Below are 12791 nucleotides of genomic sequence, written 5' to 3'. Positions count from 1 at the left end.
TATTCAATAAGTTTCAAAATATGTAATTCTTATTTGTCTTCAGCCTGGCACTGTACAGCTGTGATTGCAACAACACCAACGATATCATCTGCAGAGCATCCTCTTGAGAGGTCGTTGACCGGTTTTGCGATACCCTGTGTAACAGGTCCGTATGCTTCTGCTTTTCCAAGGCGCTGAGCAAGTTTGTATCCGATGTTTCCTGCATCAAGGTCAGGGAATACAAGAACGTTTGCTTTACCGGCAACTTCACTTCCCGGAGCTTTGGATGCACCAACACTTGGTACGATTGCTGCATCAAGCTGGAATTCTCCGTCCAGTTTGAGTTCCGGATGTTCTTCTTTTGCGATTCTTGTAGCTTCTACCATCTTGTCTACGTCTGCATGTTTTGCACTTCCCTTTGTGGAGTGTGAAAGCATAGCAACGATTGGCTCTTCTTCAACAAGAAGCTGGAAGGATTCTGCTGAAGATGCTGCGATTGCAGAAAGTTCTTCCGGAGTCGGGTTCTGGTTCAGACCAGAGTCAGCAAATACAAATGCTCCGTTTGCACCGTATTCGCAGTCCGGAACTACGATCAGGAAGAATGCAGATACAAGTTTTGTTCCCGGTTTTGTTTTCAGAATCTGAAGACACGGACGAAGTGTGTCTGCTGTAGAGTGGCATGCACCGGATACCATACCGTCTGCATCACCCATTTTTACCATCATTACACCATAGTATGGGTACTGAGTATGAAGGATTTCTTTTGCTTTTTCAGGTGTCATACCTTTCTTAGCTCTCAGTTCTACAAATTTATCAATGTATGCCTGAGTTCTGTCAGATGTCTCAGGATCAACGATTGTTGCTCCGGAGATATCAAATCCGCCTTCTGCAGCTTTCTTATTGATTTCTTCTTCGTTACCGATGAGGATAATCTTGGCAACTCCCTCTTTCAGAATCTTATCTGTTGCCTCGATAGTTCTCATATCCTCAGTCTCTGGCAGTACGATAGTTTTGATGCTTTTTTTTGCTCTTTCTTTGAGTAAATCAACAAATCCCATGATTATAAATGGCTCCTTTCGTTATTTCGGTCATATGACCGTGTGAGTGTCTGAAACATGACCTCACAGCTAGATTCATTATACCCCCAGATTTTGTGCATTTCAAGTAGTTGACATGCAGATTCTTCCAAAGAGCGGTATTTTTTGACGTGCAATCCGGGCAGGATCACAAAAGTTTAAAAGTAAAACATCTATCCTGTGATTATCTTTTATGCTACAATAGGAAAACCAGATAACTTTTGTCACAGGCAGAAAGGATTTGTTTATGAAAGTAACCGGTATCATTGCGGAATATAATCCGTTTCACAGGGGGCATAAATACCAGATTGATTACTGTAAAAAAGAACTGCATTCGGATTATGTGATCGTTGCCATGAGCGGCGATTACGTACAACGTGGTACACCGGCACTTCTTCCAAAGCATGCGCGGGCTGAGATGGCACTTCGATGTGGTGCTGATCTCGTACTTGAGATGCCGGCATCTGTGAGCACCGCCAGTGCGGAAGCCTTTGCCATGGGAGGGGTTTCCACACTGAATGAATTGCATGTTGTGGATGAACTCTGTTTTGGAAGTGAATACGGTGACGTTTCTGCCTTGCAGGAACTTGCGGAAATTCTCGTAAAGGAACCAGAAGAATACCGTCGGCTTCTGAAAGGATTTCTGAGTAGTGGACGGTCTTTTCCTGTGGCCAGAAGTCAGGCGCTGATGGAATATTTCAAAAATCCCCGTAATTTTACAGGGGATGATTTTGATGGTGATCTGACTCCACTTCTGAATCAGATCACACAGATCTTAGGTTCTCCAAACAACATTCTTGGAATCGAATACTGTAAGGCACTTCTGCGACTTGAAAGTAATATAAAGCCAGTCACCCTGAAACGCCGGGGAATGGGATATCACGAAACACTTCCGGCTGCGGCTGCTTCTGCCGATCCTGTTCCTTTCGCTTCTGCTTCTGCGATTCGCGAACTTCTGAACTCCGCATCCGTTCTCACATCAGAAATGATTTCCCGGATCGCCAGGCAGGTTCCAGATGAAGCCAGCTCGCTCCTTGCATCTTCTCTCCAGAAGAATGAATATCTGGCAGAAAATGCCCTGGATCCTCTTCTTTCTTATTGCATATTGAAAGGAAATGCAGACAGCTTTTGTAATTATCTGGATGTCTCCAGAGATCTCGCTGAGAGGATCGTGAACCGCTCAAATGAGATCAATGGTTTTCTCCAGGCCGCTTCTCTCCTCAAGACGAGGGAACTTACCCAGACCAGGATCCAGCGCGCGCTGCTCCATATCATCCTTGATATCCGGGAAGTACCATCTGCCGTCCCCTACGCCCGTGTCCTTGGCTTTCGCAGAGAAAGCAGCTCACTGCTGAAAGAAATCAAACGCAGCAGTTCAATCTCGCTTCTCACCAAGCTCGCAGACACAGACAGTCTCGTCGATGAAACCAGCCAGAAGCTGCTCGCCGAAACAACCTTCGCTTCCAATCTCTACGAAAAACTGCTTTGCCAGAAAAGTGATAAAAAATTTATCCATGAATATCAGAAACAGCTTATCATTCTATAGATACCAGCAAAAAACCACCACTGATTTTGGAGTCCTGCAATCATACAGATTTCCTTTATCAGTGATGGTTTTTATTTTTTATTCCGACAGAAGAATACGGTCATTATCGAGAGCCTTGCCGGCTCCTGTCCTGAATTTCTCAAGCAGACCATCTACAGTCATATTTTTCTTTTCTTCTCCTCCGATATCAAGCACGATATTTCCAGAATCCATCATCAGGATCCTGTTTCCGAGGTCGATTGCTGACTGCATATTGTGTGTGATCATCAGACAGGTAAGCTGATGTTCCTCTACGATACGTCTTGTCAGGTTCAGGACTTTCTCGGCGGTTCCCGGGTCAAGTGCCGCGGTGTGCTCGTCCAGAAGGAGTAACTTCGGCGGGTTCATCGTCGCCATCAGAAGGGTAAGAGCCTGTCTCTGTCCTCCGGAAAGAAGTCCTACCGGATGGCTCATGCGCTCTTCCAGACCAATGTCAAGTTTCTTTAATTCCTCGCGGAATCTCTCTTTTTCCTGGCGGGTCGTGTGGGAGAGCCAGCCGCCCTTGCCTGCTGCAAGAGCAAGATTTTCCTCAATCGTCATGCCCGGTGCTGTTCCGCGCATCGGATCCTGATAAAGACGTCCGATTTCTCTTGCACGTGCATGTTGCGGCATGAAAGTAATATCCCTTCCATCCAGTTCAATTGCACCCGTATCTGTCATAAAGTCCCCACAGATTGCATTAAAAAGAGTAGATTTTCCTGCTCCATTGGAACCGATGATCGTTGCAAAATCGCCTCTTTTTAGTTCGAGCGAAAGATCTGTGATTGCTTTTTTCTCATTGACAGTTCCCGGATTAAATGTTTTTGAGATATGGCTGATTTTTAACATGATCATCTGCCTCCTTTTTTGTGTGTCAGTCTGCGGCGGATCTGCGGCCACTGTTTCTTAAGATATGGACCGGAGATTGCAAGGACAACGATGACAGATGATACGAGTTTCAGCATGAACGCCGGCATGTTGAAACGAAGCGCGATCGTATAGACCAGACGGAAAATAAAGGAACCAAGGACCATTCCTACGGCTCTTACAAAGATTCCGCCGCGGCCGAGGATCGTACCTCCGATCAGCAGGGATGCCAGCGCGATCGTGACCATTCCCTGTCCGATGTTGATATCTACAGATTTCTGTGACTGGGACAGAAGACATCCGGAAAGTGCGGTAAAGGAGTTTGCTACGCACAGTCCGATGATCGTTGTGAACACCGGGTTGATCGAGGAAGATTTGACCATGTCAGAGTTATTTCCGGTTGCACGGATCGCAAGGCCAAGTCTTGTCTTCAGGAAAAATACCAGAAATACGATCACAAGGATCACCGCGATCGCAGCAATGAGGATATCCTCTCTTCCCTTCAATGGGGTACCTGCAAGCGCATCTTTCATCATAGTAAATACGGTCACGGTCCTGTTCATATTGATGAGGGAAGAACCTCCCATCACCGCAATATTCACAGAATAAAGTGCCGTATTTACGATGATACCTGCGAGCAGGCTGTCAACACCAAGCTTCGTCTGCAGGATCGCAGTCACAAATCCGGAACCCACACCGGCGAGCATGGCCGCCAGAATGGAAAGAAACGGATGACCACTGACTGCCACGACAGCACCTACGGCTGCTCCAAAAGTAAAGCAGCCGTCAGTGGAAAGATCGCAGACATTCAGCATGGAATAGCTAAGAAACAGAGCAAGGACAGTCAGTGAACAGATCAGTCCGAGCTTCAGGGCAGTCTCTCCGAGGGAGAGCATTGTTGCAATCGTCACGATGAATTCCTCCAGTTGGGTTTATTTGTTACTGTTCCTTCCATTCACAGTAACTTTATTTCGCTTCTACATCGTCGAAGCTTTCTGCTGTGGTAATCTCATTTACCTGTGTGCAGAGAGGTTCGAAATCTTTTTTGATAGTCTCAAAATCAAGTCCGAGAGCTTCGCAGGTTTCTGTGTTTACTGTTGCAGTACCGTTGTCAAAAGTCTCAACTGCTGTTTCTTCTGGTTTTGCACCGTCTACCAGGATATCAGCGATCATGTCTGCTGTCTTCTGTCCGAGGTTTGCATAGTCAACACCGTATCCTACAAATGCACCGTTCAGGGCAAAGGAGTCAGCTCCTGTGTAGTGCGGGATCCCTGCTTCAATGAATTTCTCATAGATGGAAAGCTCTGCTGTCATGATGGTATTGTCGGTTGGTGTGAAGACTGCATCTACACCATCAGCGATCAGTGCTTCTGCTGCGAGCTGAACTTCGTCTGTTGTAGTTCCTGTGCGCTCTACATATTCGATTCCCTCTTCATCCAGATAATCCTTTGCTTCCTGGATCGCTGTTGTGGAGGAATCCTGTCCTACATCATAGAGAAGGCCGATTTTCTTTACATCCGGATTCTGTGCCTGGATCAGTTTCATGATGGAGGAGGTGTCCAGATAATCACTGGTTCCTGTGATGTTTGCTCCAGGAGCTTCCAGAGAATCTACAAGGCCGGATCCAACCGGGTCAGATACTGCTGAAAAAACGACCGGTGTATCGGTTCCTTCTGTTGCGGACTGCATACGCATTGCAACTGGTGTTGCGACACCTACCATCAAATCTACATTGTCAGCCTGGAAATCAGAGATGATCTGTTCCATAACGCTGGCATCTGCATTACAGTTATCATAAGATACATCAAAAGTAATACCTTTCTCTTCGCCAATCTCTTCAAGGCGGGACTGGATGTTGTCTACGATCTGGTTCAGGGAAGCATCATCTACATAATTGCAGATACCTACTTTGAAATCATCCGCCATTACCGGTGAAGCCATCATCATACTGGTTGCCACTGTTGCTGCGATTACTAACATTCTTTTTTTCATAGTCTTATTCCTCTCTCTTTCTACATTTTATGTGCCATGAGAAAAAAAGAACCGTCCCAAGCTATGCTTGAGACGGTAATAATTTCTTATTATCGCGGTACCACTCAAATTGACGTATCGTCCACTTTCTCATGTACAAACATACACTCCTGATTGATAACGGGTTCGGTTCCCGTCAGCGCCTACTCTTCAGATTAAAATTTCGGGCTGCCCTCGGAAGGCCATTCAATAATCTGTTTCATACAGGCTTCCACCAACACCTGCTCTCTGGAATGATTCAGGATCATTTACTCTTCTTCCTCATCGGTTTTTCTGTTTCATACTTTACCACAGAAAACTATTGCTGTCAATCATTTTTTTGAAACTCATGCTTGGATTTCGGAATATTTCTGACAAATTGCATCAGTGGCCTATTCAGGCACAGGGCCAGAGAAAGCGGATCAACCAATCCGCTTTCATCCAATATGGATGGATCATATTTCCATAATTCTACTTTAGCCTGTAAAGTTGCATCAAGAAGTTCTCTGCTGCCCGAAAGTGGAAATGATTTTTTATTTACTGCATAGCAGGATATTTTTTCTTCTGTTTCTATTCCCATTCTGACAAGTGCTGAACTGCCGGATACAAATCTCTGTTCCGATGGAATCTGCTTTTTCAGTTCTGCCTCGTTCAAATATATAATTTCAGAAACAGGAGAACTCAACTGATCTTCCAGATTCTCCAGAACCACATCTGGTGCTTCTTTTCCTTCGAGGTATTTTTGTACACCATTCTTACCTGTTTCAAACATTCCAGTCTGTTCCAACTGGCGAAATGATCTGGTCACGGTCATTGCCGAACACCCCAGTGCTTTGACCGCTTCATTCATATAAATACATTTTTTCTGCCGATAGTACCAGTAGAAGAGTAGTAGTTGTGTAAAGGGCTGTAACGTGTAACAAGCTTTCATTTCCGTGATATATTTTTCCTGCAGATACATTCCCATAAACGGAAGATACATCTGATTATCTGCCACCACAAAGGGAATCTGAGCAGCAATAAAAGCCTGCCTATGATAACGATCCATCGTTTTAAATACAAATACAACCGGAAGTGCTTCTTCCATCTGGATACGTCGAATCTGTTTTTTGAGGGAGCCGATCTGATTCAGTTTTTCTCTTGGCCACAGAAAAATACAACGAATACGGGCAAGCTCAACAAGGCGCATATCGTAACGCTCGGTGATATAATACGGCAGTTCCAGTTCTCCTTTCCAGTGATGATATTGAACTGAAATCCCCAGAGCTTTTTCTATATATATTTTTTCCTGTAAATCCATTTGATCGCCTTCCAATCATTAATATAACATATTTTTTCTGTTTTATCATATAATATGTTATAGCATAATTATCATGTTAAATAAAGCATTTTCAATGATTTCAACCATTTTATTCTTTTATTACACAGACACACAGAAAAAAATTGGCAACAAGCAGAAATACACGTAAAAATCCCCGAAGAATAACTTCTCCGGGGAAAATTAGCAAATCCCTGTTTTGACATTGATTTCCTGATATCAGAAGTCTGATTTTCTCATTATAGAACAACAGCTCATCAGTTCTTAAAACTGTGAATTGGTGCCGGGATACGCCCACCACGCTCTACAAACGCATCACAGGAGAACTGATTTACCGGCATAATCGGTGCATATCCAAGAAGCCCTCCAAACTCTACCGTCTCTCCTACTCCTTTACCGATTACAGGAATCAGTCTGACAGCAGTTGTTTTCTGATTGATCATACCGATTGCAGACTCATCTGCAATGATTCCAGCGATCGTGGAAGCCTTCGTATCACCAGGAATGGCAATCATGTCAAGGCCTACCGAGCATACACAAGTCATTGCTTCCAGTTTTTCAAGTGTCAGAGCACCAAGATTTACAGAATCAATCATTCCCTGATCCTCACTGACCGGAATAAATGCACCGCTTAAGCCACCAACTGCCTGAGCTGCCATGACACCGCCTTTTTTGACCTGATCGTTCAGAAGTGCAAGGGCTGCTGTTGTTCCAGGAGCTCCTACCCTTTCAAGTCCGATTTCTTCCAGAATCTCCGCTACACTGTCGCCAATTGCAGGAGTCGGTGCAAGAGAAAGGTCAACGATTCCAAATGGAACATTGAGACGTTTGGAAGCTTCCTGTGCTACCAGCTGTCCTACACGTGTAACTTTAAACGCTGTACGTTTGATCATCTCACATAAAGTCTGGAAATCAGCCCCACGAACAGACTCCAGAGCTGTTTTTACTACTCCAGGACCACTGACACCTACATTAATGATACAATCTGCCTCTGTAACTCCGTGGAAAGCACCTGCCATAAACGGGTTATCATCCGGTGCATTACAGAATACCACAAGTTTGGCACAGCCAAGAGAATCCTGATCTTTAGATGCTTCTGCTGTTTCAAGGACAATTTCGCCCATCAGTTTGACTGCATCCATATTGATACCAGTCTTGGTAGAGCCAACGTTAACAGAGCTGCAGACGCGTTCTGTGACTGCCAGAGCCTGCGGAATGGAGCGAATCAGAAGTTCTTCTGCCGCTGTCATTCCTTTGCTTACAAGAGCAGAATAACCACCAATAAAGTTAACCCCAATAGTCTTGGCTGCTTTGTCCAAAGTCTTGGCTACAGACACAAAATCTTCTGTGCTGTGGCATGCAACCCCGCCTATCAATGCAATCGGAGTTACGGAAACTCGTTTATTTACGACCGGAATACCAAATTCAGCGGCAATCTTGTCACCTGTAGAAACCAGATCTTTGGCCTTTGTTGTGATCTTGTTGTAAATTTTTTCATTCATGGTATCCAGATCACTGTCGATACAGTCCAGAAGGCTGATTCCCATGGTAATGGTACGCACATCCAGATTTTCCTGCTCGATCATCTTGTTTGTCTCATTAACCTCAAAAATATTGATCATGTCAACTCTCCTTTTCAGTACGATACTTAAATACGGTGCATTACATTGAAGATATCTTCGTGCTGACAACGGATCACTACGCCGATCTTATCGCCGATTTCAGAAAGCTCTTTAGAGAGTGTTGCTGCATCTTTTGCAGATTTACTGGTATCTGCAACCATCATCATGTTAAAATACCCCTGTACGATAGTCTGGGAAATATCCAGAATGTTTACATTGTTGTCCGCAAGATATGTACATACTTTTGCAATGATTCCTACGGTATCATTTCCTACTACTGTAATGATTGTTTTTTTCATGACTTTTTTCCTTTCTGTTATACGGTAACTACATCCGACACAAAGTCCCGTTTCGCTACCTGAATTCTGAAATCTTTTGATTTGTAAGGGTTGTCTCCCAGTGTTACCTCTGAACAAACAGTTTCATAGGCCAGTTCTTCATAGTTATTTTCCCTGCTTAAATGGCCAAGAAAAATTGCCTTGAGATTGTCATGCAGAAGTCTGCACAACAGTCTGCCCGCATTTTCGTTGGACAGATGTCCTCTGTCCCCCAGAATTCTCTGTTTCAGATAATATGGATATTTTCCAACCTGAAGCATACGGATATCATGATTGGCCTCCAGGAGAAGTGCATCTAAGCCCTGAAGATTCTCAATAATATAGTCATTGTATTTACCAAGGTCTGTCGCAATTCCAACAGCGTGTCCGCCATGCTCGAGCCGATAACCAACCGGCTGAGCTGCATCATGTGGAATTGTAAACGGATTTATCTTTAGATCATTAATCATAAACGGTTCATCTTCATGAATCTCATGGAAAATGCCCTCAGGAATCTTACCAAGCGCATTGGTGCGTTCCATGGCATCTACGGTTCCACCTGTTGCATAGATAGGAATTCCGTATTTTCTTGAAATGACACCAAGTCCTTTGATGTGATCCGAATGCTCATGCGTAATCAGAATACCGTCCAGATCACGTCCGGTAAGTTCCAGACTGTTAAGTCCAGTCTCCATCTTTTTGCCGCTGATTCCTGCATCAACCAACACGTGAGTATTATCAGAACCTACGTATATACAATTTCCGCTGCTGCCACTGGCAATACTGCAAAATCTCATAATAATTTAATCCCCTCTTCTATCTGGTTCCAGGTCGTTTGCAGATCACCATTATTTATAATCATATAATCTGCATGTTCTTTGAAAAATTCTTCAGAAGCCTGTCTGGCAATAATGCTCTTCGCTTTTGCCCTCGTATATCCCCTGCTATCCATTAAGCGTTGAATGCGAACCTCCGCATCTGTATGGATATACCAGACTGCATCACAAAATTCTTCATAGTGTTCTTCCAGAAGAAGCGCTGCCTCTACGATCAGAAGATCACATCCTGTCTCTTTCTGATGTCTGATTTCATCTAATATATATGTTTTAACAGCGGGATGGATAATGTCATCAAGACTTTGACGCATTAACTCATTACCAAATACTACATCAGAAACCTGCCTGCGGTCAATAGTTTTGTCATCTTTTATCACTTGTCTGCCAAATAATGCAATTACCTGTTCATAACATAGTCCCTCTGGTTCCATCACCAAATGTCCTACTTTGTCAGCCTGGATCACATAAGCATGATGTTTCTGACTTAAATAATCCAGAACCGTACTTTTGCCGGCTCCTACACCACCGGTAATACCTATAATCTTCATTCAATTCTGCCTCATCATTTTGCTTCGTACCAGCTTTTTCCCTCATGCATATCCACATCCAGTTCTACCGAGAGATGTGCTGCACCTTTCATTTCTTCTTCAAGAATATGTGATACAATTTCTACTTCTTCTTTCTTTGTTTCGATCAGAAGCTCATCATGAACCTGAAGGACCAGCCTGGACTGTAATCCTTCTTGTTTCAGGCGCTGGTATACACGATTCATTGCAATCTTGATGATATCAGCTGCCGTACCCTGGATCGGTGAATTCATTGCTACACGCTCGCCAAATGAACGTTGCATGAAATTGCCTGATTTCAACTCCGGAATCGGTCTGCGACGTCCAAACATCGTGGAAACGTACCCTTTTTCTTTTCCTGTCTCTACAAGTCCGTCAAGAAAGCCTTTGATCTTTGGGTATGTCTCAAAATAATTTTCGATATATTCTGCTGCCTCCTTGCGCGTAATACTTAAGTCCTGACTCAACCCAAACGAACTGATACCATACACGATTCCGAAGTTAACAGCCTTCGCATTTCTTCGCTGCAGATCAGTAACTTCATCAAATGGCACATGAAAAACCTGGGATGCAGTCAGCCTGTGGATGTCTTCTGCCTCACGGTATGCCTGAATCAGTTTTTCATCACCGGACATATGTGCAAGCACACGGAGCTCAATCTGGGAATAATCCGCATCCAAAAATACGTATCCATCTTCCGGCACAAACACTTTACGAATCAGACGCCCAAGTTCCATACGTACCGGAATATTCTGCAGATTCGGTTCCGTACTGCTGATACGTCCAGTTGCCGTAATCGTCTGATTAAAAGTTGAATGAATCCTTCCGTCAGCCTCAATCACCGCACTTAGCCCATCTGCATAAGTGGATTTCAGTTTTGTAAGCTGCCGATATTCCAGAATATCTTTTATTATTGGCTGTTCCGGAGCCAGCTTTTCCAGAATATCCGCAGCGGTAGAATAACCTGTCTTGGTTTTTTTGCCTCCGGAAATTCCCATCTTTTCAAAAAGTATCACACCCAGCTGTTTTGGAGAATTAATATTAAACTCTTCTCCCGCTTTTTCGTAAATCAGTTTTTCAAGTTCCGCAATACGGACTCTCAACTTTTCCCCATATGCCCTGAGTTCCTCACCTTTCACACAGATTCCCCACTGTTCCATGGAATTCAGGGTAAAAATCAACGGAAGTTCAATTTCCGTATAAACCGGCCACATTTCTGCCTCTTTTAAAGCTTTTTCGATTGGTTCTCTGGTTGCATATGCAGTGTATGCCAGATAGCAGGCATATGGCATCAGTCCCTCCGCAGATTTTTCCCAGGCCGCTTTTAAAGACTCCTTACCAAGAAGGTCCATACGTGTCGGGAATAAGGCTCCGTTGAGGTATTCCCTTGCAATATCATCAAAACTATAGGAGGATTTTAACGGGTTCAATAAGTAAACACCGACCCCTGTATCAAACACATGTCCGGAATCCTCCAAGCAGACATATTTCAGCATAACTTTTACATCAAGTGCACAGAGAACCGTCCGTCCGGCAAGCTCCTTCAGTGCTCCGCACAGATACTCTCCGGTCAGAAGCCCCTCTGCCGGAATATAATAGATTTCTTCACCTGCAAGTGCCAGACCAAGCCCATAAACACCCTCTTTGTCAGAAAGAAGAGCCACACCAACATAGTCTTTTGCAGATGCTTTTTGAAACAGTGAATCTACTCCGCTCAAATCACTGCAGACAAAGAAATTTGTCTCTACTCCGCTCTCAGGAACTGCAGAAGAATCAAATCTTCCGAGAAGATTTTTAAATTCAAGCTGTTTACAAAGCTGATACGCTTCCGGAGTATACAGATTGCCGAGTCTTGCTTCTTCATACGAATATTCTAACGGACTGTCTGTATTAATCGTGGCAAGCGTCTTGCTAAGCTCTGCCATATCATAATGTTCACGAAGAGATTCACGAGCTTTATTAGGCTTAATCTCTTCCAGATGCGCATAGGCATTTTCAATTGAACCAAATGCAACTATCATTTTGGTCGCTGTCTTTTCTCCAACTCCCGGAATTCCCGGGATATTATCTGCTGAGTCCCCCATCAGCGCTTTCAGTTCAATGATCTGAGGCGGAGTTACCTGATACTTTTCCAATACTTCCGCAGCATGAAAATTTTCAATCGTTGTCTTTCCACGTGATGTTTTTGGCAGACGGATCATAACTTTTTCTGTTGCAAGCTGAAGAAGGTCGCGGTCACCTGACAGAATCGTGACATCCATTCCCGCTTTTTCACTTCGGACAGCCAGTGTACCCAACAAATCATCCGCTTCATAACCGCCTTTGGAAACAATTTTGATTCCCATTGCCGTAAGCATTTCTTTAATCAGCGGCACCTGTTCTCTCAGTTCTTCCGGCATCGGTTTGCGAGTACCCTTGTATGCCTCAAACATCTTATGACGAAAAGTTGGTTCGTGCAGGTCAAATGCCACAGTCAGATACTGCGGTTTTTCTTCTTCGAGAATACGAAAAAGAATATTCAGAAAGCCATAAACTGCCCCTGTATGTTTTCCCTCTGCATTCGTCAGATCCGGGAGCCCATAAAAAGCACGATTCAAAATACTGTGTCCATCTATCAGCAAAATTTTGTCACTCAA

11 protein-coding genes and 1 other annotated feature are annotated in these 12791 nt (G+C 44.0%); of the genes, 1 reads left to right on the top strand and 10 read right to left on the bottom strand.

Features of this window, described 5'->3' with window-relative positions; all coding sequences use genetic code 11:
• Positions 1–29: 29 nt before the first annotated feature.
• Positions 30–1037 (bottom strand): phosphate acetyltransferase, encoded by a 1008-nt coding sequence (pta, locus tag KQI91_RS11180; RefSeq protein WP_216392857.1) that lies wholly within the window; start codon positions 1035–1037, stop codon positions 30–32.
• Between the two features lie 265 nt (positions 1038–1302).
• On the opposite strand from pta, the gene KQI91_RS11175 reads away from it, so the two are divergent.
• Positions 1303–2601 carry a tRNA(Met) cytidine acetate ligase gene (locus tag KQI91_RS11175; RefSeq protein WP_216392856.1) on the top strand — a complete coding sequence of 433 codons (1299 nt, stop codon included), beginning with the start codon at positions 1303–1305 and terminating at the stop codon, positions 2599–2601.
• A 78-nt stretch (positions 2602–2679) separates the two neighbouring features.
• Here KQI91_RS11175 and KQI91_RS11170 read toward each other — a convergent pair whose 3' ends face one another.
• The 9 genes from KQI91_RS11170 to polA all read right to left on the bottom strand — a co-directional run bounded on the left by KQI91_RS11170 (position 2680) and on the right by polA (position 12791).
• Positions 2680–3468: an ABC transporter ATP-binding protein gene (locus KQI91_RS11170; RefSeq protein ID WP_216392855.1), complete on the bottom strand. Its 789-nt coding sequence runs from the start codon at positions 3466–3468 to the stop codon at positions 2680–2682.
• 2 nt (positions 3469–3470) lie between these two features.
• Positions 3471–4382, bottom strand: coding sequence for an ABC transporter permease subunit (locus KQI91_RS11165; RefSeq protein ID WP_216393059.1), 912 nt, complete (start codon positions 4380–4382; stop codon positions 3471–3473).
• Between the two features lie 70 nt (positions 4383–4452).
• A complete protein-coding gene (locus tag KQI91_RS11160; protein ID WP_216392854.1) occupies positions 4453–5478 on the bottom strand; it encodes an ABC transporter substrate-binding protein in 1026 nt (341 codons plus the stop codon).
• A 65-nt stretch (positions 5479–5543) separates the two neighbouring features.
• Positions 5544–5791 (bottom strand) — a binding site (T-box leader).
• A 33-nt stretch (positions 5792–5824) separates the two neighbouring features.
• The gene (locus KQI91_RS11155; protein ID WP_216392853.1) at positions 5825–6796 is read right to left on the bottom strand and encodes a hypothetical protein; all 972 of its coding nucleotides are present in this window, start codon (positions 6794–6796) and stop codon (positions 5825–5827) included.
• Between the two features lie 275 nt (positions 6797–7071).
• Entirely contained in the window at positions 7072–8436 is a 1365-nt protein-coding gene (locus KQI91_RS11150) for a PFL family protein (protein ID WP_216392852.1), read from the bottom strand.
• A 26-nt stretch (positions 8437–8462) separates the two neighbouring features.
• Complete coding sequence (locus KQI91_RS11145; protein WP_216392851.1) at positions 8463–8735, bottom strand: ACT domain-containing protein; 273 nt, start codon at positions 8733–8735, stop codon at positions 8463–8465.
• A 17-nt stretch (positions 8736–8752) separates the two neighbouring features.
• Positions 8753–9550: an MBL fold metallo-hydrolase gene (locus tag KQI91_RS11140; RefSeq protein WP_216392850.1), complete on the bottom strand. Its 798-nt coding sequence runs from the start codon at positions 9548–9550 to the stop codon at positions 8753–8755.
• Positions 9547–10137 carry a dephospho-CoA kinase gene (gene coaE / locus KQI91_RS11135; RefSeq protein WP_216392849.1) on the bottom strand — a complete coding sequence of 197 codons (591 nt, stop codon included), beginning with the start codon at positions 10135–10137 and terminating at the stop codon, positions 9547–9549. The genes KQI91_RS11140 and coaE overlap by 4 nt, the downstream gene beginning before the upstream one ends.
• A gap of 14 nt (positions 10138–10151) precedes the next feature.
• Positions 10152–12791: a DNA polymerase I gene (gene polA, locus KQI91_RS11130; protein ID WP_216392848.1), complete on the bottom strand. Its 2640-nt coding sequence runs from the start codon at positions 12789–12791 to the stop codon at positions 10152–10154.

The organism is Blautia sp. MSJ-19 (genome assembly GCF_018918125.1).
Lineage (GTDB): Bacteria > Bacillota > Clostridia > Lachnospirales > Lachnospiraceae > Blautia_A.
Note: the sequence above shows the minus strand (reverse complement) of the source record. Positions and strands in the feature narration are given on the sequence as shown.